This is a genomic window from Mesorhizobium sp. WSM4841 (genome assembly GCF_055811515.1).
The window spans coordinates 47,769-69,624 of sequence record NZ_JBVVQC010000008.1 but is presented as its reverse complement, the minus strand read 5'-3'; the positions used below and the strand labels follow the sequence as shown (position 1 = coordinate 69,624).

At 61.8% G+C, this 21,856-nt stretch carries 20 protein-coding genes and 1 pseudogene; 9 read left to right on the top strand and 12 right to left on the bottom strand.

From position 1 onward, the window contains the following. Positions 1-102: 102 nt before the first annotated feature. Both AC0L14_RS12040 and AC0L14_RS12035 read right to left on the bottom strand, forming a co-directional pair. Positions 103-1,227 (bottom strand): Gfo/Idh/MocA family protein, encoded by a 1,125-nt coding sequence (locus AC0L14_RS12040; RefSeq protein ID WP_473749588.1) that lies wholly within the window; start codon positions 1,225-1,227, stop codon positions 103-105. A gap of 9 nt (positions 1,228-1,236) precedes the next feature. Beyond that, positions 1,237-1,914, bottom strand: coding sequence for a GntR family transcriptional regulator (locus tag AC0L14_RS12035; protein ID WP_473749721.1), 678 nt, complete (start codon positions 1,912-1,914; stop codon positions 1,237-1,239). A 140-nt stretch (positions 1,915-2,054) separates the two neighbouring features. On the opposite strand from AC0L14_RS12035, the gene AC0L14_RS12030 reads away from it, so the two are divergent. Next, positions 2,055-3,212: an LLM class flavin-dependent oxidoreductase gene (locus AC0L14_RS12030; protein WP_473749587.1), complete on the top strand. Its 1,158-nt coding sequence runs from the start codon at positions 2,055-2,057 to the stop codon at positions 3,210-3,212. 67 nt (positions 3,213-3,279) lie between these two features. Then, complete coding sequence (locus AC0L14_RS12025) at positions 3,280-3,825, top strand: flavin reductase family protein (RefSeq protein WP_473749585.1); 546 nt, start codon at positions 3,280-3,282, stop codon at positions 3,823-3,825. A gap of 38 nt (positions 3,826-3,863) precedes the next feature. Here AC0L14_RS12025 and AC0L14_RS12020 read toward each other — a convergent pair whose 3' ends face one another. Further along, on the bottom strand, positions 3,864-4,907 hold the full coding sequence (locus AC0L14_RS12020; RefSeq protein WP_473749584.1) for a LacI family DNA-binding transcriptional regulator: 1,044 nt from the start codon (positions 4,905-4,907) through the stop codon (positions 3,864-3,866). 116 nt (positions 4,908-5,023) lie between these two features. Between AC0L14_RS12020 and bglB the strand changes: the two genes are divergently transcribed. The 7 genes from bglB (at position 5,024) to AC0L14_RS11985 (ending at position 13,992) form a co-directional block, all read left to right on the top strand. After that, positions 5,024-6,112, top strand: a complete 1,089-nt coding sequence (gene bglB / locus AC0L14_RS12015; RefSeq protein ID WP_473749583.1) for a beta-galactosidase BglB — start codon at positions 5,024-5,026, stop codon at positions 6,110-6,112. Continuing rightward, positions 6,109-6,945 (top strand): 5-dehydro-4-deoxy-D-glucuronate isomerase, encoded by an 837-nt coding sequence (kduI, locus tag AC0L14_RS12010; protein ID WP_473749581.1) that lies wholly within the window; start codon positions 6,109-6,111, stop codon positions 6,943-6,945. The genes bglB and kduI overlap by 4 nt, the downstream gene beginning before the upstream one ends. Beyond that, positions 6,942-9,467, top strand: a complete 2,526-nt coding sequence (locus AC0L14_RS12005) for a hypothetical protein (protein ID WP_473749580.1) — start codon at positions 6,942-6,944, stop codon at positions 9,465-9,467. Before kduI ends, AC0L14_RS12005 begins: the two co-directional genes overlap by 4 nt. A gap of 81 nt (positions 9,468-9,548) precedes the next feature. Further along, entirely contained in the window at positions 9,549-10,811 is a 1,263-nt protein-coding gene (locus AC0L14_RS12000; RefSeq protein ID WP_473749579.1) for an ABC transporter substrate-binding protein, read from the top strand. A gap of 15 nt (positions 10,812-10,826) precedes the next feature. Next, entirely contained in the window at positions 10,827-11,852 is a 1,026-nt protein-coding gene (locus tag AC0L14_RS11995; protein ID WP_473749578.1) for a carbohydrate ABC transporter permease, read from the top strand. Continuing rightward, entirely contained in the window at positions 11,849-12,901 is a 1,053-nt protein-coding gene (locus tag AC0L14_RS11990) for a carbohydrate ABC transporter permease (protein ID WP_473749576.1), read from the top strand. Before AC0L14_RS11995 ends, AC0L14_RS11990 begins: the two co-directional genes overlap by 4 nt. Before the next feature lie 8 nt (positions 12,902-12,909). Continuing rightward, a complete protein-coding gene (locus AC0L14_RS11985) occupies positions 12,910-13,992 on the top strand; it encodes an ABC transporter ATP-binding protein (RefSeq protein WP_473749575.1) in 1,083 nt (360 codons plus the stop codon). A 454-nt stretch (positions 13,993-14,446) separates the two neighbouring features. On the opposite strand, the gene AC0L14_RS11980 is transcribed toward AC0L14_RS11985, so the two are convergent. The 9 genes and pseudogenes from AC0L14_RS11980 to AC0L14_RS11940 form a co-directional block, all read right to left on the bottom strand. After that, positions 14,447-15,271 (bottom strand): 3-methyl-2-oxobutanoate hydroxymethyltransferase, encoded by an 825-nt coding sequence (locus AC0L14_RS11980; protein ID WP_473749574.1) that lies wholly within the window; start codon positions 15,269-15,271, stop codon positions 14,447-14,449. 59 nt (positions 15,272-15,330) lie between these two features. Then, positions 15,331-15,417, bottom strand: a pseudogene (locus tag AC0L14_RS11975) (hydroxypyruvate isomerase); the annotation flags it as partial. Between the two features lie 5 nt (positions 15,418-15,422). Next, the gene (locus AC0L14_RS11970; protein ID WP_091597756.1) at positions 15,423-15,731 is read right to left on the bottom strand and encodes a MocE family 2Fe-2S type ferredoxin; all 309 of its coding nucleotides are present in this window, start codon (positions 15,729-15,731) and stop codon (positions 15,423-15,425) included. A gap of 11 nt (positions 15,732-15,742) precedes the next feature. Further along, on the bottom strand, positions 15,743-16,702 hold the full coding sequence (locus tag AC0L14_RS11965) for a sugar phosphate isomerase/epimerase family protein (protein ID WP_473749573.1): 960 nt from the start codon (positions 16,700-16,702) through the stop codon (positions 15,743-15,745). Then, complete coding sequence (locus AC0L14_RS11960) at positions 16,699-17,703, bottom strand: Gfo/Idh/MocA family oxidoreductase (protein ID WP_473749572.1); 1,005 nt, start codon at positions 17,701-17,703, stop codon at positions 16,699-16,701. The genes AC0L14_RS11965 and AC0L14_RS11960 overlap by 4 nt, the downstream gene beginning before the upstream one ends. 138 nt (positions 17,704-17,841) lie before the next feature. Further along, a complete protein-coding gene (locus tag AC0L14_RS11955; RefSeq protein ID WP_287219718.1) occupies positions 17,842-18,636 on the bottom strand; it encodes an ATP-binding cassette domain-containing protein in 795 nt (264 codons plus the stop codon). A 58-nt stretch (positions 18,637-18,694) separates the two neighbouring features. Beyond that, on the bottom strand, positions 18,695-19,717 hold the full coding sequence (locus tag AC0L14_RS11950) for an ABC transporter permease (protein WP_473749571.1): 1,023 nt from the start codon (positions 19,715-19,717) through the stop codon (positions 18,695-18,697). 9 nt (positions 19,718-19,726) lie between these two features. After that, positions 19,727-20,737 (bottom strand): ABC transporter permease, encoded by a 1,011-nt coding sequence (locus AC0L14_RS11945; protein WP_167378642.1) that lies wholly within the window; start codon positions 20,735-20,737, stop codon positions 19,727-19,729. A gap of 133 nt (positions 20,738-20,870) precedes the next feature. After that, entirely contained in the window at positions 20,871-21,836 is a 966-nt protein-coding gene (locus AC0L14_RS11940) for a sugar ABC transporter substrate-binding protein (RefSeq protein ID WP_473749569.1), read from the bottom strand. Positions 21,837-21,856 lie beyond the last annotated feature (20 nt).

The window sequence follows — 21,856 nt, the reverse complement described above, 5'->3', positions numbered from 1 at the left end:
TCAAACGCGACGCGCTTTAGGCGGCTCACGCCGTGGATCTTGCGATTTAGCCGTCTCCGCTACCACTTAGTCAGTAAGATCAAGCGGTCACGTGAGCTACCATCAGCCACACTGAGCGCTCTCGCAGGCATCGAGTGGGTTGGAAATGGCCGTGCCCTGGTTTGCCGACAATTGTGCGGCCATACCCATGGCGACAGCTTTCCAGCCGTCATCCAACGTCACCTCAACCCGCCCTTCGCCTCGTAGGGCGGCGCAGAACCGCTGATGCTGATAGAAAGTCGAGCCGTTGTGATCGCCGGCCGTCAACAATTGTGGGTCGACCGAGATCTCGACGGTGTACGGTCCCTGCGGAAAGCGCGGGCTGACGATCAACTGCGGCGTCGGCGCCGCGCCGAGATGAGCTGGCCAGAAGCGGCCGGGACCCGGCACCAGGCATTCGACTTTACCGCGCGCACCGACGGCGCTGATCTCCTCCTGATAGCGGCTGCCCTCTGCATACATGCATAGTTCCAGCATGGCGCGCGCGCCGTTGGCGAAATCGACCAGGACGTAGCCGCAATCCCAGATATCGGGTGTCTCGCCATCATAACGTTCGTTGAGATGGTTCACTTCCTGTCCGGCCGACGCCATGATTCTTACCGGTTCCGATTTCAGAATCAGCCGCATGAGATCGAAGAAATGGCAGCATTTTTCGACGAAAGTGCCTCCCGATCGACGGTTGAAGCGGTTCCAGTGGGCCACCTTGTCCAGGAACGGGTAGCGATGTTCGCGGATTGTCAGCATCCGGATGCCGCCGGTGGCGTTCCGCGCCTGCTCGATGAATCGAGCGACCGGCGGCATATAGCGGTATTCCATCGCGACCCAGACTGGTGCGGTATAGGTCGCGGCGAACGCCTTCACCGCGGCTGCGTCGACCGGATCGGTGAAAAGCGGCTTCTCGACCAAGATGGGCAGCGCACGGATAGCAGCGATTTCCTTGAGCTGCGCGAAATGGACATAGTTCGGACTGGCGATGAGCAAGCAGTCGACGCGCGGATCGGCCGCCACCTCCGCGACCGAGCCGGCGATCGACGCTTGCGGGGCAAGGTCTGCCGCGCGTGCGCGCATTGTCGCGTCGGGCTCGTAGATCGCTGCGACGCCGACATCGGGCAGCAGCGCGATATTGCGAAGATGCTCCTGCCCCATCATGCCGCAGCCGATGATGCCGTAGGAAATGTGCTTCGCCATATCCGTTCCCTATCGCAGCCGCGCGACATAGCGCGCGACGCCATGATCAAACCAGGTCCTGGAAAACTCCGCGCTGGCGCCGTCCTGCATCCAGCCGGTGCGCTCGATGAAGCCGGCGGCGGCGCCCGGCGCGAGGCCGAATTCAGGCAGCGCCCATCCCGGCACCTGGCCGACCCCGACGCGGTCCTCTGCACGCAAGATCCAGATGCCGAGCGCCTTGCGGTAGTAGAGATAGAGCGAATCCGACAGTTCTTCGATAGCAACCGTCTCCGCACGGGAACCGTCGAGCCAGATCTCCTCCAGCGCCGCCGGCTTGCCGCCGAGGCTCCGCAGCCGCCTTATTCTATGGGCCTCGCCGCTCGACCCGAACACCGGCAGGTTCTTCGGTTTCGCCAGCCGATCGACTGACAGAACGCGCGCCGTCGGCAGCCCGCCTCCCTCCAGGAGTTCCAGCCGGAACATGGAATAGACGCTGGCCACGTCGGGTTGCGAACGTACGTAGTTGCCGGAGCCCTGGATGCGACTGAGCAAGCCCTTGCGCTCGAGATCGCCGAGCGCCTTGCGCAATGTACCGACCGCTATTCCGAGGTCCGCAGCCATGTCGCGCTCCGGCGGAAGCTTCTCGCCCTCGATCATCCGGCCAGCCGCGATCTCGCGGATGAGCATTTCACTGACCTGCTGATGCATCGGAAGCGCGTAGGCGTTTCTGGACGTGCTCAAATTATCTCCAAACGCCAAATTGATACACTATTGATCTACACAAAAACGAATGATATTCAACAGGCAAAAGACAGTCGCGGCAGCAATTGACGAAAGGAGTGCGGACATTGACGGTCGTTCCGGTGACGTCCGCTGATCTCGACGCTGCTGAAGTGTCGTGGTTTTCCGCTTTGTGCTCCGATGATTTCCGCTATCTCGGCGTACCGGATGGCGCGCTGCGGTCGAGTTGGGAGCACTGCTCCGATGTCGTCAAGACAGCCGAGGGACTGGGCTTTCGCAATATCCTTTGTCCCTCGTCCTATCAGGTTGGCCAGGATACCCTGTCCTTCGTGGCGGGCTGCGCTCCGATAACCCATTCGATCAACCTTCTCGCGGCGGTGCGTTGCGGCGAAATGCAACCGATCATGCTGGCGCGCACGCTTGCAACGCTCGACCACATGCTAAAGGGTAGATTGACGGTCAACGTAATCTCTTCCGACTTTCCCGGCGAACTCGCCGACAGCCGCTTCCGCTATCAGCGTTCGCGCGAGGTCATCGAGATCCTGCGTCAGGCCTGGACGCGCGACGAAATCAACCATCAGGGCGAAGTCTACCAGTTCGGGAAAGTACCCGCCGACCCGGCAAAGCCCTACCAACAGAATGGCGGGCCGCTGCTCTATTTCGGCGGCTATTCGCCCGACGCGCTCGAACTCTGCGGCGCACAGTGTGACGTGTATCTGATGTGGCCGGAGGCGAAGGACGTGTTGGCGCACCGCATGCGTGAAGTTCACGAGCGTGCAGCCGCCCATGGCCGCACATTGGATTATGGCCTGCGCGTCCACGTGATTGTGCGCGACACCGAAGCCGAAGCCCGCGAATATGCCGAGGAGCTGGTTTCGAAACTCGACGACGAGCAGGGCAGACTTATCCGCGCCCGCGCACTGGACGCGACATCCCTGGGCGTCGCGCACCAGGCAAAGAACCGCGCCGGCGCCGACGCACACGGCTATGTCGAGCGGCATCTGTGGACCGGCGTTGGCCGCGCACGCTCCGGTTGCGGCGCCGCGATCGTCGGCTCGACCGATCAAGTCATGTGCGAGATCGAGGAATACCGGAAAATGGGCATCCGCGCCTTCATCTTCTCCGGCTATCCGCATCTCGACGAGGCCTTGTCCTTCGGCAAGCGCGTGCTGCCGAACATCAACACCTGCTCGCTGCCGCATGCCTATGGCCGGGTGCCGGAAATCACCCCGCCGACTCCGCTCGGAACCGGGGAGCGGCGATGATGATGCTGCGAATGCGGCTCAACGAGATTGAAGCTTCCACCGCAGCCCTTGGCCAGGAGGGCGCCTGATGTACCACTTCCTCAACCCCGAGCAGCAACCGATGAAAAGCTTCGTGCCCGGCCCCTACCGCAAGCGCGAGTTCCGCGACGCGCTCGGCCGGTTTGCGACCGGTATCACCGTCGTCACCACGATGACGCCTGATGGTCCCGTCGGCATCACCGCGAACAGCTTTGCATCGGTGTCCCTCGACCCGCCGATCGTGCTCTGGTCGATCGGCAGGCATTCGAGGCGCTTTGCCGCCTTCGCAGGTTGCGAGCATTTCGCGGTTCATGTTTTGGGCGCAGAGCAGATCGAGCTGAGCCAGCGCTTCGCTCGCGTCGGTCAAGCCTTCGACGGCCTCCCGCACGACCTGAACGACGCCGGCGTGCCGCTGCTGGGTGGCTGCCTGTCGCGGTTCGAATGCGTGCGGATCTCCGGGCATGAGGGCGGCGACCATTTGATCGTCGTTGCCCGCGTAACCGCCGCGACCTTGCGAGACGGCGAGCCTCTGCTTTTCTTCGGCGGAGGTTATGGACGCTTCGAAGATGGTTCGAACGTGACCCCATCGATGTAGTGATGGCCTGGCCCGGGCAGCCGCGTGAACCATACGTCTCAGGCGCGAACCGGGCCGGTCGACTGGCGTTGCACGATATGGCAGGCGAATTCGATACGGCGCGGCGGCAGGTCCCCGCCGAGATCGGCGAGCAGGAGGTCGAGCGACGCCGCGCCGATCTCGCGCATCGGAATATGCATCGTCGTGAGGGGCGGGTTTTGGAAAGCCGCCTGCGGAAGGTCATCCATGCCCATGACCGACACATCGGCAGGCACCTCGTAACCCGACTCCCGGATCGCCATCATCGCGCCGATAGCGAGGCTGTCGCCCGCGGCGAGCACGGCTGTGAAGTCAAGGCCACGCGCCTCGATGCGCCGCGCAATCGCTTCGGCTGCAAGCTCCGGCAGCCAATCGGCCACCTCCACAGCCAGGTCGCCGGCCGCCAGGCCGCGCTCTCGCAGTGCATCCTGCCAGCCCTCGAAGCGGCGCTCGATCGTGCGCCGCCCGCGCCGCATCAGGAACAGGATGCGCCGGTGGCCGAGGTCGAGCAGGTGCTGCGTCGCGAGATGCGCCGCCGAGCGGTTGCATGGCGTCAGGCTCGAATGGTGCATCGCCGGGTCGTCGCCGTTTATGAGCACGATCGGCTTGCCGAAACCGCCGGTCAGCGTCAGCACCGCCTCGTCGTCAAGCGTCAGAAACAGGCAGCCGACGACGCTCTTGTCCTGCCTGGCCTCATTGAGCAGCGCGATCTGCTCACCGGCGTCGGCGATCGAGCGCGACACCAGCTCGACGCCGAGAGTTTTTGCGCGCTCGTTCAGTCCGTCGAGCACATAGAAGGTGAACTGGTTGCGGCCATAGTCGATCCTCGCAGCGTTGCTTGCGGCCAGGATCACCTTGCGGCCGGCGATCGAAGTGGGGATCGTATAATTCAGCTTCCTGGCGGTTTCGATGATCGTCGACCGAAGATCGCCGCGCACGCCCTTGCCGCCGGCAAGCGCCCGCGACGCCGTGCTGACGGAAACGCCACAGCGCGCAGCGACGTCTTCAAGCCGCACGCGCCGGCTGGGCGTGCCGCGCTTCCCGCTTTCGACCTTCATGACCATCGGCTGTTTCCTCACCAGACCTTCATGCTGCAAAAAAATTTCAGATTGCGCAATAAAAAAACCTGTGGCACCCATTTGCTCGACATCGCGCAAACTTGGGAGGAGTGGCGTCGTCCATGAGAGATATGCGCTCAAAGCTCGACCTGCTCGTGCGCGGCATGACTGGCCTGCGCCATGACGGCCGTTTCGACGAGCCCAACCTCGACGGCACGGCCGGCGACTACATCAGCTTCGATTCCTGGGAATGGCCGCAGGGCGTGGGCCTCTACGGCCTCGTTTGCCTCTGGCGGCACAATCGCGACCCGAAACTCCTAAAGACAATCGAAGACTGGTACGAGCGCCATTTGAGGGCGGGCCTGCCGCCGATGAACATCAACACCACCGCTCCGATGATGGCGCTGGCATTGCTCTGGGGCGAGACACGCGATCCGCGCTGGGAAACGCCTCTCGGCCAATGGGCCGAAAGGCTGCTGCGCGATATGCCTCGCACGCCCGAGGGCGGGTTCCAGCACAATGTCTCAGACAAGATCAACGACGACGAATTGTGGGACGACACGTTGTTCATGGCTGGCCTGTTCCTCGCTTTCCACGGACGCGCGGCCGGCCGGCAATCTTGCATCGACGAGGCTGTTCGCCAGTTCCTCGTCCATGCTCGCTATCTCGCCGACCCGAAAACAGGCTTGTGGTTCCATGGCTGGACATTTGCCGGCCGACATAATTTTGCCCGCGCTCTCTGGGCCCGCGGCAACGCCTGGATCACAGTCGGCATCCTTGACCTGATCGAAAATGGCGGTGTCGGCAAGCCAGTCGAAGCCTATCTGCTCGGCGTGCTGGAAGCGCAGATCGAAGCGCTGCTGCGCCTGCAGGCGCCATCGGGAGCATGGCACACTTTGCTCGATGACACGACCTCCTATGAGGAGATGTCGGCCACCGCCGGCATCGGCTATGGTCTCATGAAAGCTGCGCGCCTAGGCTTCGGGCCCAAGGCGTGCGGTCCAGCGGGCCGGCGCGCACTCGACGCGGTGCTGGCCAGCATCGACGAGAACGGCGTGCTCGGAAACGTTTCCTATGGCACCCGCATGGGCCATGATCTCCAGTTCTACCGCGACATCCCGATCCAGCCAACCGGCTACGGCCAGGCCCTGGCGATCCTCTGCCTCACAGAGGGGATGATCCATGCCGAAGCTGCCGAGGCGGCGGCATGACGATGCGCGTTCTCTTCGGCGCCGGTCCGGGCGATATCGATGGCTACGGGACGGAGCGGCTACGCGCCGAGTTTCTGGTGGAGCGGCTGTTCGAGCCCGGCCGCATCGCCTTCGCTTACACCCATGTCGACCGCATGATCGTCGGCGGCGCGTGCCCAACCGGAGAGCCGCTGAGTTTCGGCGATGGCGCGGACGTCGGCACGCCTCATCTGTTCACCGCGCGCGAGATGGGCATCGCCAATCTCGGCGGCGCAGGAACGGTGAGCATCGACCAGCAGCGCTTCGCACTCGCCAACCGCGATGTGCTCTATGTCGGGCGCGGCGCTAAACAAGTGACGCTCGAAAGCGACAGCGCCGCGCACCCCGCCTGTTTCTATATGAACTCGGTTCCGGCCGGCGTAGACATCAAGCATCGGCTGATCACGAAATCCGAGGCGAAGCCGCTTGAACTCGGCGAGGAGCGACGCGCCAACAAGCGCACACTGCGCATGTACATTCATCCGGAAGTCGCGCCTTCCTGTCTGCTGCTGATGGGCATCACGGATCTCGCTCCGGGCAGCGTCTGGAACACCATGCCCCCTCACCTGCATGAGCGGCGCATGGAAGCCTATCTCTATTTCGATCTCGCGGCGGAAGATCGGGTGGTCCATCTGATGGGACGGCCGGACAATACCCGCCATCTGATCGTGGCCAATGGCGACTGTGTCATCTCGCCGGCCTGGTCGATCCATATGGGCAGCGGAACCGGCCCCTACGCCTTCGTCTGGGGCATGACGGGCGAGAACCAGGCCTATAACGACGTGTCGCCCGTGCCTGTTGAGACGCTGCGATGAACACCGTGGAACCGATCACGCACGATCTTACGCTGCGCCGGCCGCTCGCATTCGGCGGCCCGGTCGTTTACTGGCTCGTCGGCACGACGTCTGAGCAGCGCTACGATGTTGCAGATCAGCCGATGCAAGGGGAGATGGATCCCTTCTTCTTCCTGACCAAGCACAAGAATTTCATCCCGCACGAATATCCCTGCCGAACCGAGTTTGCCGCCGAACGCCGCGGGAAACGGCCTAAGCCGCAGGGAGTGTTCGAGCCGGACCGCGTTTGGCTTCCGTTCGGCTCGCCGCGCGTCGACCTGTCGGGCTTCTGGTTCCGCCCGACCGTGATCGCCACCTGGGCAAATACCGTGCTCGACGCAGGCTCGGACGGCCGGGCGCGGCTGCGGCTGCGCACCTGCGGCGGCGCCGTTTTGTTCGTCAACGGGATAGAAGCCGGCTGGATGGCGCCCTACGGGCGCAATCTCGAGGCTTCTCAGGATTTCGAGGTCGATCTCGTCGCCGGCGCCAACGAGATCAGCATCTGGTTCGATGATCTCGCCGAGCGTGACGCACGCTACTTCTTCCAACTCGACTATCTGTCGGGCCCAACTGCCGAACAGGTCTTGCCCATGGCCGTCAAAGGCGACGTCGCAGCGGCCATGGAAGCCGCTCTCGACGCGATGCATTTCGAGCGTCCATTTTATTCCGGCGGCGAAGTGGCGCTGGTGACGGATGTCGCGCTGCCGGTTGCGGTGGATGTAGCGATCGTGATCGAGGGCGACTTCATGTCGATCGAGGCGCCCGTGATCTACCGCCGCCGCATCGAAGCAGGGGCAAGACGCATCGCTATTGCCGCCACGGAAGACCTTCCCGCCGACTTCCGGCATTTTGCCGTATCGCTCTCATCTTCAGGCTTTGTTGCCCAGCGGGTCTTCGGCGTGGAGATCTGTCATGCGGCGCGTCAGGGCCGCGCCCCTGCGATCCTTGCCGACAGGATCGGCGAAGCCCTGGAACAGGTCTCCAATTTCGCAGAGGCCGATACCGTGCGGGCGCTGGCGCGACTGGCGACCGGCCGCGGCGGCGCCGAAACCGACGCCATCATTGCTGCTGCACTGCCGGCGATCGAAGATTGCCACGACTGCGCCGATTTCATCCTGGTTCCACTGCTCTGGTGCCGTCGTGCCTATGGCGACTCGATCGCGGTCGATCTCCGTCACCGCATTGACCAGGCGATCCTCAATTACCGCTATTGGATGGATGAGCCGGGTAACGACGTGCAGTGGTACTTCTCCGAAAACCATGCGCTTCTGTTTCACACCGCGGCTTATCTCGGCGGCCATCTCTTGCCCGATGCCCGCTTTGTCCGCCCGGGGCGCACCGGCGCGGAGCAGTCGACCGTGGGCCTTGCGCGCGTGCGCGCTTGGCTCGATCATTTCGAGGAATGGGAAATGGCGGAATTCAACTCCGCCCCTTATTTCCCGATCGATCTCAAGGGGTTGACGATCCTATACGCGCTTGGGCCAGATGCCGACGTCCGCCGGCGCGCTGGGGCTGCGATCAACCGCCTGCTCGAGATCGTCGCCCGCTCGGCTCAGCAGGGCATGCTTACCGGCGCGCAGGGACGCTCCTACGAACACACGCTGCGCGCCGCCCGTTCGCTGGAACTTTCCGGCATTGCACGCATGCTGTGGGGCAAAGGTTTCTACGGCATGCGCTTCCATGCCCTGCCGCAGCTTGCGCTCTGCCTGCGCGACCATGGGCTCGACGTCCCGCAAGAACTGACCGGAATCGCTTGCATGGCGGGCGACGACGCGCAGGAATGGTGCTTCGCGCAGGGCCAGAACCGGATCGCCAAGCTCTACCACTACAAGACCCGCGATTTCGCCATGGGAAGCGCGGCAGCCTATCGCTGGAACGAATGGGGTTATCAGGAAACGGTGCTGCACCTGCGCCTCGGCGGCAATCCCGACGCGCAGATATGGATCAACCATCCGGGCGAGACGATTCATTCGGGCTATGGCCGGCCATCCTACTGGGGCGGCTCCGGATCTCTGCCGCGCGTGCATCAATACCGCGACTTGGCGGTTGTGCTGTTCAGCTGCGCTGCCGAGCAACCCGACTTTACCCATGCCTGGTTCCCACAGAGCGCGTTCGACGAAGCGTGGGTCAAGAAAAATATCGCTTCGGCGCGCGGCGGCGATGGGTTCGCGATGCTGAAGGCCGACAGCGCCTTCGAGCTCGTCGGCCGCGGGCCGACCGCTGGAAACGAGCTGCGCGTGCCGGGCCATCAAGCCGCATGGATCATCCGCTTGGGCCGGCGCCGGCAATATGGGTCGCTGGAGGAATTCGAGGCGCAGTTTTGTCAGCTCGCGCTCGGCCATGGAAAAAACGACCTTCTGCATGTCAATGACCCGGAATACGGCGACGTGCTGTTCCATCCGGATGGCCGCATGGAGGCTGAGGATCGTGTCATCGATCCGGCCGACTGGCAGGTCACGGGCGAAGCCACGTTCTTCACAGCCGGCGCCATCGCAACCAGGTGAGGATCGGATCAAAGGAGCCCGACAAGCAGTTCGGACAGCGACAATCAAGCGGTGAAGACCGCAAAAGCGGAGGAGTGAACCATGAGAATGAATTCGATAATCCTGGGCCTTTCGGCTGGCCTTCTGTCGTCGACCGCGTTCGCAGGCGACGTTCGGGTGATGTGGTACTCGGACGGTGTCGAGGGCGAGGTGATACAGGACCTGCTCAACCGCTTCATGAAAGACAATCCGGACATCAACGTCATTCTCGACAATGTCGCCTACAAGGTTGTCCAGGAGCAGCTTCCGGTCGAACTCGAGGCAGGACGCGGTCCCGATATCGCCCGCGTCACCAACATCAAGGAACTCGCCGATCATTGGCTCGACCTGACGCCTGTGGTTGCCGATCCAGCATACTGGCAGACGAATTTCGGCGACCAGTTCGACTGGATGCGCCCTGACGGTTCCAAGGTCATTCCGGGCTTCATGACCCAGATCACGCTGACCGGCGGCTTCGTCAACAAGACGCTTTTCGAACAGGCCGGCGTGCCGATCCCGGCCGACACCGCAACCTGGGACGAATGGATCGATGCCGCCGGCAAGGTGCAGCAGAGCCAGCAGCTCAATGCTGCCTTTGCCATCGACCGCAGCGGCCATCGTATCTCGGCGGCGAACATTTCTTATGGCGCCAATTACATCGGCGGTGATCGACTGCCGGCGCCGATCGACGCCGGCACGAAAGCCTTCGCCGAAAAGCTGGTCAATTGGGTTGCCGACGGCCGCATGAACAAGGAGATCTGGGTGTCGGCGTCGGGCACCACCTATCGCGCCGGGGCCGACGACTTCATCAATGGGCAGATTGCCTACTATTATTCGGGCAGTTGGCAGGTTGCCAACCTCGCCGGCAAGATCGGCAAGAACTTCGACTGGGTGGTGACGGGCTCGCCGTGCGGCACCGCCGCCTGCACCGGCATGCCGGGCGGCGCTGCGCTGGTCGCCGTCAAATACACGAAGAACGCCGCTGAAGTCGGCAAGGTGATGGACTTCCTGGGCCGCGAGGACATCATGCGCGAATTCACCGAGCGCACCCTGTTCCTGCCCGCGCACAAGGGCGTTCTCGCCGGCAAGATCGATTACAAGACCGACGACGAGAACGTCAAGGCGTCGCTCGAAGCCTTCCTGAAGGCGTCGGGCAAGATCGCGCCGAATGCCGCCGCCCTGCCGGCATGGAAATGGGGAACTCCGGTCTATGGCGCGCTGGTGACCCGCATCAGTCAGGTCATGGCCGGCGAGCTGAAGCTCGACGAGGCTTTCGTCCGCATCGACGAGGACATCAAGGCACAGGTGGCCGAGGCATCGAAGTAGCGTCGCGGCAGTGTCATGGCAGACGTCCGAAATGGCATAGCAACGCGCGCCGGCGCCATGCTCCTGGCGCCGGTCGGCTGGCTTGCGAATGTTTTCGATGCGCCACTGCGCATGTTGCAACGGCGCACGGGCAGCAATGGCATGGCCATGTTCTTCCTGGCGCCGAACATGCTGGTGTTCGGCATTTTCGTGCTGTTTCCGCTGGTCATCAACATCCTGTATTCGATGACCGGTGGCGGGGCGCTGTTCCTCGGCGACCGCACCTTCGTCGGCGCCGATCAGTATGGGCGGCTGTTCAGTTGCGGCAGCTATCTCGATCCGAAGAGCTGCACCGAGGACCTGTTCTGGATCGCGGTTTGGAACACCCTGGCCTTCGTTGTGCTGCAAGTGGCGATGATGGTCGCCGTAGCGCTTGTCACCGCACTCGTGCTCAACCGTGAGTTGCGTGCGCGCAGTTTCTGGCGCGCCGTGTTCTTCTTCCCGGTGCTTTTGTCGCCGGTCGTGGTCGGTCTCATCTGGCGCTGGATCCTGCAGCGGCAGGGACTGCTCAACCTGATGGTGTTCGAGGCGGGCGGAACCCCGGTCAACTGGCTGGTGGAGCGCAACTGGGCCTTCACGGCGACGATCATGGTGTCGGTCTGGGCCCATGTCGGCTTCTATGCGCTGATCCTTCTCGCCGGCCTTCAGGCCATTCCGAAAGACCTCTATGAGGCCGCCGAGATGGACGGCACGCGGCCGATGCGCGTCTTCTGGCGCATAACGCTGCCCTTGCTGGCGCCCAACCTGCTGGTCGTGCTGGTGCTGACACTCATCCGCGCCGTGCAGATATTCGACGAGGTCTATGTGCTGACCGGCGGCGGTCCCGGCACCAGCACGCTGTTCCTCACGCAGTACATCTATGAGGTCGGCTTCGCCTCGATGCTGCGCAATCCGGGGCTCGCCTCCGCGGCCTCGATCCTCATGGGAGCGGTGCTGGTCGTGCTGACCTTGATCCAGCTGAGCATCGCAAGGCGCAACGAGCAGCGGGGCAAAATGCGATGAGCAGGGTTGCGGAATTTCTGTTCCGCCGGCGCGGCGGCGCCGGCTGGCACTGGACCGACGTTTTCACCTGGTTCTGGCTGATCGGCGGGCTGCTTGTCATGTTCGGCCCGGCGCTCTGGCTGGTCAACTCCTCGTTCAAGACGCCTGGGGCGCTGGCGGAGTTCCCGCCGACTGTTTTGCCCTATGTCACCGCCGAAGCTGTCGTGGAGGGTTACGAGAAGCCGCTGCAGCTCTTCGAAGTGCGCAATGACGACGGCAGCGTGCGCGTGCTCGCCGAAGTGCGCCGCCTCGGCACCGTCGCGCAGATGGTCGATCCCGCCAACCCGGGCGAGATCATACGCGTCAACATCAAGAACCGTACGCCCAAGCGCAGCATCGCCTTCGCGCTCGACAATTATGTCCAGCCTTTCCTCGCCTTTGACTTCTTCCTCTATCTGCGCAACTCGGTCTTCGTCACCGTGGTCGCGACCCTGATTACGCTCCTGACCAATTCGATGGCCGCGTTCGCACTGTCGAAGTACAATTTTCGGGGACGTTCGGCTGTGATGATGCTCATCGTCGCGACGCTAATGGTGCCGCTTTCCGTCATTCTGGTGCCGCTCTATTCGGTCATCTCGGCAATGGGACTGTTCAATTCGCTATGGGGCGTGATCCTGCCCACAGTGGCGACGCCCACGGGCGTCTTCATGCTGCGCCAGTACATGCTGACGATCCCCGACGAGCTGATCGATGCAGCGCGCATGGACAAGGCGTCGGAATGGCAAATCTACTGGCGCATTATCCTGCCGCTGACCGCCCCCGCGCTGGCGGTACTCGCGATCTTTTCCGTGGTCTGGCGCTGGAACGACTTCCTCTGGCCACTGATCGTCCTGTCGCGCAAGGAGGTCTATACGCTGCAGGTTGGTCTCAACACCTATGCCGGCCAACTCAATGTGCAATGGCATTACATCCTGGCCATGACTGTCGTCACCATGATCCCGGTCGTGCTGGTGTTCATTTTCCTTCAGCGCTTCATCACCACCGGCATTGCCGGCTCCGGTCTGAAATAGAGGCTACCATGAGCCAGATCACACTCACCGGCGTATCGAGGGCTTTCGGCAAGGTCGGCGTGCTGCACGACATAAATCTCAATATCCTTGACGGTGAGCTGATCGTCTTCGTCGGCCCGTCCGGCTGCGGCAAGTCCACGCTGCTGCGGCTAATCGCCGGGCTTGATCGGCCGACAGGCGGCGCCATCGCGATCGATGGCACGGACGTGACCACCGTTCCGGCCGCCGACAGGGGATTGGCGATGGTGTTCCAATCCTACGCGCTTTACCCGCACATGAGCGTGCGCCAGAACCTGGCCTTTGGACTGGAGAACGCCCGTATGGCGCGTGCCGAAATCGATGCGCGCATCGCCGAAGCCGCGCGGATGCTGGAAATCGCGCCGTATCTCGACCGGCGCCCCGGCCAGCTCTCCGGCGGCCAGCGCCAGCGCGTCGCGATTGGCCGCGCCATCGTGCGCAATCCAACCGCTTTCCTGCTTGACGAGCCGCTGTCCAATCTCGACGCCGAGCTGCGCATCTCGACACGCGCCGAACTGGCCGCGCTGCACGAGCGGCTGTCGGCGACGATGGTCTATGTCACGCACGACCAGATCGAGGCGATGACGCTTGCCGACCGCATCGTCGTGCTGCGCGCCGGTCGCATCGAACAGATCGGCACGCCGCTCGACCTCTACAATCATCCGGCCAATCTGTTCGTCGCCGGTTTCATCGGTGCACCGCGTATGAACTTCCTGCCGGTAAAGGTGGCACCCAGGGGCACTGGCCGGTCAAGCCTCACGCTGGACGGTTCAGCTGGATTCGAGATCGACGGGAACGTCAGCGCGGCCAACGGCGACGTGACGCTCGGGCTGCGGCCACATCACATCAGCCTCGCCGACGCCGGCAAGGGAAATGTTGCGGCCAGCGTCGCGCTGGTGGAAGCCCTCGGCTCCGAGACGATCGTCCACACCAAGACAAGCGGCGGCCAGACCATGCTGGCAGTCGTCGCAGGACAGTGTCCGGTGGCTTCCGGCGACACCGTGGATCTGAAGTTCGATACCAGCCATCTGCATCTTTTCGATGACACCGGCCTGCGCATCGCAGTGAGTTAGAAGTCGGTTAACCCGGCATGGCGTTGGAGAATGAATGGGCGTCCCGGCATGACTGTTTGGCGCAGCAGGCAAGCGCCACTTTTATGCCATGGTCCTTCTCAGCAGTTCGCCTTCACGTGTTCTTCCTGAAGTTTGAATCGATGCAGTATATGATTTCGGAAGCTGCTCTGCATTTCCTCAAACGACCCGAACCCGAGACGCGATGCAAGTCGGGACACGGTCGCGGGTGATACATGGCAGCGGCGCGCGATTGCGGCGGCATTTTCGAAAGCCACGTAATCCGGCTCCGCAAACATCACCCGGGCGACAGCCTCCGACTTCGCCGGAAGTGTCAGTTCCCTTTTGGCAATCAGCGCTTTGAGCTCGTCAAGCGATGGCGCTCGTCGGTTGTCAACTGGCACGCGCTGTCGACCGCATGTCCGTGAGGGATAAGATGAGCCCACAGACATAGTTCTCAACCTTTGACTATCTTCATGAAGATATCGAACTCGGCATCCGCAATCGAAACCGTGTGCTCGTAACCGGGATATCTGCCTGAATCGACGTCTGCCTTGTAATCCTTAAAGGCTGCGACGCGCTCGTCCTGAATCTTCTCCAGCTCAGGGCCAAGGTTTCGATAAACTTTTCCGTGTCGCGGTTTATGGTTCTTGCCGTAACCGCAGACATCTTCTGTGAAGAGGTACTGCGCATCGGCATATTTGCCAGCGCCCATGCCTAGCATGACAAGCGAGGAGTTTTCGGTAAGGAATTTCGCGACGCGATCTGGGACGACTTCCAGCTCCGCGCCGAAGACTCCTATTTGCTCCAGATTTTGGGTGTGTCGCCAAATGCGCACTGCTTCGTCGGCAGTCTTGCCGACTGCGCGCCAACCCGTCCAGGTGATATAAGACGGCACCAGGCCGATATGGCCAACGACAGGAATGTAGTTGTCGCATAACGTCTTCTGGATGTCGTATGACGCCGCACAATAAAACGCGTCGCCGCCTATGCCGGCAAAGTGGAACGCCGCACGCAGATAGTCCTCCGCTGTTGCGAGCGGGCGGCCCGCGAAACTCCCATAGCTGCCATATGGCAAACCGACTTGTACGAAACAATCGCCGGCTGCCTGGCGCATTTCCGGATCGAAATATCGACCTTCGATGGAGAGCATATGGATGCCGGCGGCGGCTGCGGCAGCCGCCTCATCCGGGGTGCTGACGAAGAGCATGGAGATTTTCTGTCCGCTCTTCTTCATCTTGCGGATGTCCTCGACATGAGGACGGTTGTGATACATGCCCATAATCAGCCTCCGCGGGGGATCAGGCAGTCTTGTATGTCAAACGGCGCTTTGGCGATGAATGGCCAATTCATTTCGGCGCGCCAAGTAATCGGGCGGTCGCGCCTGAGCATCTCGGCGCAGGCTGCAAGCTGGAACGGCTGGTCCATATGGCTCAGGTCTCGATCATGATGCGGCCATTTTCGACCTTCGTCTTGTACGTCTTGAGATTCTGGCAAGCTGGCGGGGTCTCTACGTCCCCAGTCGTGAAGTCGAAGACGGATGCGTGTTTAGGACACTCCACTGTATTCCCCATTACGAGACCGTCAGCGAGGTGAATACTCTCGTGCGTGCAAAGCCCGTCGGTGCAGAAATATTCGTCCGCATCATTTCGAAAGATCGCAAAGGTGCGACCGCCATGATCGAAGCGCTTGGCTTCCTCGGCTTCGATGTCGTCGGCGGCACAGGCGTCGATCCAAGGCATGGAACCTTCCTTCAGATGGCTTGCGGTTTGTAGTCGGCGGGGGCGGACGGCATGACCCCCTGCAGTAGCGCCACGGACTTTTCGAGTCCCTCCAGCGAGCTCAGGAGCACGTCCTCATGCTCGATGGAAAGCCAGCCGTCATAGCCGGCCATCTTGAGGCGATAGCAGAATTGCCGCCACCACTCCTCGCCATGGCCGAAGCCAAGCGTGATGTAGCTCCATGACCGGGCCGGAAGATCCATCAGGCTGCCATTCTCCAGCAGAGATGTCGTCGCCTGCACTGGTGCGTTGAGCATCGTGTCCTTGGCATGAACGTGATAAACCGCCTCGCCCAACGATTGGGCCGCCGCCAGCGGGTCGGCACCCATCCAGAACAGATGTGATGGGTCCAGATTCGCCCCCACGACCGGTCCGACCGTCTGTCGCAACTTCAGCAGCGAGGGCACGTTGAAGACACACTGGTTGCCGTGGAGTTCAAGCGCGATGCGCTCCACGCCGTTCTCTTCAGCCAACGCCACGATCTCGGTCCAGAAGGGAATCAGCTTCTCTTCCCACTGGTATTTCAAAATGGCCTGTGTTTCCGGAGGCCACGACGAGACGACCCAGTTGGGCATGGTATCTGCAGCGTTGCCGGCCGGGAGGCCGCTCATGGTGCAGACCGTCCGGATGCCCATTTCGCCCGCGACGCGAATAGTGGTTTTCAGCCCTTCGCCCTGGGCCGGGTCGGTCGGGTGTAGCGGGTTGCCGTTTGCGTTGAGGCTGATGATTTCTAGCCCGCGCTCCTCGAACGCGCCAACGAAGCGCTTCTGGCCTTCCCTGTTGCCCAGCATGGACGAAAGCCGAAAATGCGGCGCGGTGGACCAGCCACAGGTGTTTACCTCGACGCCGGAGACACCCATGCGCTTCGCATGATCCAGCATCGTTTCGAAGGGCAGGTTGCCGAGGCTGTCTGAAACGAAACCCAGCTTCACGTGTAAAACTCCGGCTTTGCGATCATTTGGACGGGTACGCGACGGCCCTCGTGCAACGCCTTCACGCCCGCCTCGGCAACGACGGCGGCGCAATAACCGTCCCAGCAATTCGCAGCGGTTGCCGGGAACTCACCAGTCATGGCGAAGCGTAGGAAGTCGCGGTTCTGCCGACGGTAGGCATCGGCATAGCGGGTCCGCCAGTCGGCGTCGTAGCTCGTGCTCTGTGCAAGCGCAGAATCGATGCGAGTGTAGGCGACGTTGTTCATCGCAACGGTCCCCCGCTCGCCGATCAGCTCGGCACGGACGTCGTAACCATAGGCGGCATTGTTGTTGATCTCGATGTTGACGAGTTGGCCATCGACCGTCTCCAGCACCATGAAGACAGGCGCGACCTGGGCATCTGAGCGCTTCGGCTGGAAGGCCGAGATCGACGCATATTCCGTCGAGAGCACATAGCGCACGACATCGAACTCGTGTGGAGCCGAATTGGTGATAGCCATAGCGCCGGTGAAATCTGCAGCCGGCGTTTCGACATTGCGGTGAAAATTGTGCATCATCAGGGGCCGGCCAAGCCGGCCGACTGCGAGCGCCCGCTTGATCTCTTCGTATGAGCGATCGTAGCGCCGCATGAAACCAAGCTGGACGAATTTCGCGCCCGACTTCTGTTCGGCCTCCATCACCGCGATACAGTCAGCCGACGCTTGCGAGAGGGGCTTTTCGCACAACACACGCTTGCCGGCGGCAATACAGGCCTTCGACAGCGGCGCATGTGTGGCATCGGGACTCGCCACGATGATTGCGTCCACGTCCTTCCGCGCGGCAACGCCTTCTGGATCGGTGGAGATGTCGAGCGCACCAAAGGTGTCGGCAACAGTGCGGGCACGCGCCTCATCCATGTCGCACACCAGCTGAAGGCTTGCTCCGGGAAGGTCTTCCGCCACTATCCTGGCGTGGTCGGCGCCCATCACACCGGCACCGATCACCGCAATCCGTATTGTCATATTTCTTCTGCTTTGTTTGACGTGAAATGGCTAGTGGCGCCAAGGGTCATCAGGGCCGGTCGAAGGCAGAGGTTTCCCGAGGAAAACGATCGAGCCGTCCGTCCACCCAGCTCGAGAGGCGGCGCATTCTCATTGTGATCATGCATGCAATTCATGCTCGATTTCCGCCTCGAGGTCAGCCATGGTTTCACCGCCGGCCATCAGGTCGGTGATCTCCTCGCGGGTTTTCTCGCGCTTCCGGAAATCGGCGGCGATCGCACCGCGAATGAGGACGGCGAAATGGTCTCCCACCGCCATCGCGTGCATCACCTGGTGGGTGATGAAGACGACCGCGAGACCGCGCCGCTTGGCTTCATTGACGATGCGCAGCACGTGAGCTGCCTGCTTGACGCCGAGCGCTGCTGTCGGCTCATCGAGGATCAGAACGCGAGCGCCGAAATGCACGGCGCGGGCAATGGCCAAAGACTGGCGTTCCCCGCCTGACAGGCCACCAACAAGCCGGTCACCGTCGTCGATACGCGTGATGCCGAAATCCCGCACCGCTTTCACCGCGATCTCGTTGGCGCGCTTGCGGTCGTAGATCTTGAACGGACCCCAACCCTTTGTCGGCTCCAACCCAACGAAGAAGGAGCGGCCGATGCTCATCAAGGGGAACGTTCCGCCGAACTGGTGCACGGTGGCAATGCCCCGCTCCTGGGCAGCGCTCGGACGGTCGAAGCTGACCGCCTTTCCGTCCATCAGAATCTCGCCGCTGGTCGGCTTATGGACGCCTGCCAACACCTTGATGAGAGTGGACTTCCCGGCGCCGTTGTCGCCGAGGAGACACAAGACCTCACCCCGGCGAATTTGCAGCGAGATGTTATGCAACACGTCGATCGGGCCGAAAGACTTGTTGACATTTTTCAGTTCGAGAATGGCAGGTTTTTCGCTCATAATTGTCGCATCTTTCGTTCTTCCAAGCAGTCGCTGATCGCAACTGCAACCGCATTGCTCAGTGCTGTATGGGTGTCCTCGGCACGCTTTGTTTTGAACCTCGCCAGTAAGACAGAGCCAGTTCCCGGAATGCCTGATTCATCAGCACCGCCGTCAAAAGCATCACGCCGATGATCAGGTTCGACCAGTTCCGGTCGATCTGGGTGAAGTAGATGCCCTGGCTGACAATGGCGAACGTGATGGTACCGACGAAGATGCCGATGACCGAGCCGAACCCTCCCGTGAGCAGCACGCCGCCGACCACCACGGACACGATCGCGTTGAAGATGAAGTTCATTCCGCCGGAAACCTGGGCCGAGTTGAACAGGATCGCTTGGCACATGCCAACGAATGTGGCGCTGACGGCGGACAGCACGAACAGTGCGATGGTCATGCGGTTTGTCGGAATGCCTGCATTGCGGGCGCTGACGCGATCGCCGCCCATTGCAAACAGCCAGTTGCCATAGCGGGTCTTGTGCAGCACGAAGCCAATGATGACAGCGAACACTACCCACCAGACGATGATGACCTGGTGGCTTCCACCGATAAGCTGTCCGAACAGGAATTTGGCCCATTCGGGAGCAGTGACGGCAACGCTAGCGTTGCCAGTTAACAACACGGACCCACTGAGCACCAAGCCCTGCATCGCAACCAGGGTGGCGAGCGTAATGATCAACGAAGGCACCGAGGTGCGGATCGTCAGCAAACCATTGACGAGGCCGACCGCCACACCGACCGCCAGGGCGCCGGCCATGCCCACCGCGATGGGCAGGTCATAGTAGCCGCTAAGGATGGCGGTGGTCATAGAGCCCGCGGGGATCAATGCGCCGATGGAGATGTCGAGTTCACCCGAGATCATCAGCAGACCGACCGGAATGGCGACAATGCCGAGATTGGCGGCGAAATTCACCCAGCTCGCCGCGCCAAGGAGTGTGCCCAGGTCCACGCCACCGAAAAATACGAAGAACAGCACCACCCCGATCAGGCTGAGGATCGAGCCGGCTTCCGGGCGGCGCAACAAGGATTTGATTGCCTCAGTCATGGCGGTCCCTCAAGCCTTCTTCGATGAGTAGCTGAGCGCCAGCTGCCGAAAGGTGTCGTTGGTGAGTACGGCGATCAGGAGAAGCGCGCCGATGATGACGCTTCCCATGTTGGGATCGATACTCGTGAAGTAGATGCCCTGGTTTACGATAGAGAAGGTGATCGTGCCGAACACGATACCTACGACCGACCCAAACCCGCCGGTAAGCAGAACGCCCCCGATGACCACGCACATGATCGAATTGAAGATGAAGGACTGCCCAGCCAGAACCTGAGCGCTCTGGTAGACCATCACTTGGCTGACTCCGACGAACGCGGCGGAAAACCCCGAAAGCATGAATAGACCGATGGTAAGCCGCTTGGTGGGGATGCCCGCGTTGCGCGCGCTCTCCTTGTCGCCCCCGAGTGCATAGATCCAGTTGCCCACGGGCGAGATGTGGAGGAGCCAGAGAAGGGCGGCGATGTAGACGAGCCACCAGAGAATCGTCACTTGGAACATGCCCCCGAGATATTGGCCGAGAAGCGTCTTCGTGAGTTCGTCGGGTACCAGCGAGACACCGGTGCTGCCGGCGATCATCACCGTAAGGCCCAGCGTCAGGCCCATTGTGCCGAACATCGTTCCTATTGTGATTATCAGGGACGGGATCGTGGTTCGCGTGACGAACACGCCGTTGATCAAGCCGATGGCGAGACCGAGCCCAAGCGCGGCCGTGATGCCGAGCCAATCAGGCAGGCCATAGTAGCCGGATACGATCGCGGCCGTTAGAGAGGCCGCGGGAATCACGGCGCCGACCGAGATGTCCAGTTCACCAGCGATCATCAGCAGCCCTATCGGCAGAGCGATGATGCCGATCTCGGAGGCGATGCTCAGCCAACTGGCCGTACCGGCTGCTGACAAAAAGCCACTGCCTCCGAATATGGCGAAGAACAGAAAGACTGCGACCATGCCCAGGAACGAGCCCGTCTCGGGCCGCCGCGCCAGACGACCTAGGGCCAGTCCAGAACGGCCGCGGTTTGCCATCGGCGTTGGGGTTGATGTCACGGGATGTGCCGTCATGGGTAATCCGCGAGTTATCGAGCGCCAAGATGGCGGTCGCTATGGAAGTAGAATGAACTGGCCGCCCGCCTCACAAGGCTGGCGGCCGTAAGGACACCTAGCGCGCGCCGGCCTTCACGCCGGCAATGGTCAGCTCGACAGTGTTCTTGTCGATGATACCAGGACCGGTGAGGATCTCGCGCGTCGGCACGGTCAACCCGTAGTTTACCTTGCCATTCAAGATCGAGACGGCGAGATAGCCTTGCCAGTAGCCCTGCTGGTCGATCGCGCATGCCTGCTTCCCATCTCTGATGTTGTTCAGGATGGTCTCGTCAAAGTTGATGCCGCACAGCTGAACCTGCCCGGCCTTGCCGGCCTGGGTGAGGCCGTTCATGGCCGAATTGGCGTCGACATTGCCGATGGTGAACACAGCGGTTACGTCTTGATGCTGCAGAAGATAGGCCTTCACCGCCTGCGCTACTGCTGTTGCCGAGCCGAAAGAGGTGGCTGGCAACGGCAACACATCGGCCTCGCCGCCGCCATTCTTCATCCCCTCCTTGAAGCCACCACAATAGGCCTCGATATTGGCCGCACCCGGCAGTGTGTTGATGCAGACGCCTTTCTTGTTGCCGGCCTTGGCGAGATACTCGCCGCCGGCGACGCCGCCCTTGTAGTCGTCCGAGCCGACATAGTTCATGGCGCCGAGGCGATCGGCCGCCTGCAAACCGCCGGCATTGTAGATGACAAGCGGGATGCCAGCGTCCACAACCGCCTTGAACGCCGGATCCATGGCTTCCGGCACCCAGTCAGGACCGACAATGGCGTCGGCCTTCTGGTCGATGGCTTGGCGGATCAGTTCGGCCGCGTCCACACCCAGATTGTCGTAGTTCTGCGGCCCGAGCCAGGTGACTTTACCGCCTTGAGCTTCGACCACCTTACCGGCGTCTTCGGCACCACGCTTGACGATTGACCAGAATGGATCATCCGGCTTGCCGCCGATAACGAAGATGTCGGCGGCGAGCGTCGCGCCGGTGCTGAATGCGGTAAGCACCGTTGCCGACACGAGCGTCTTGAAAAGTTTCATGGTCTTCCTCCCAAATTGAC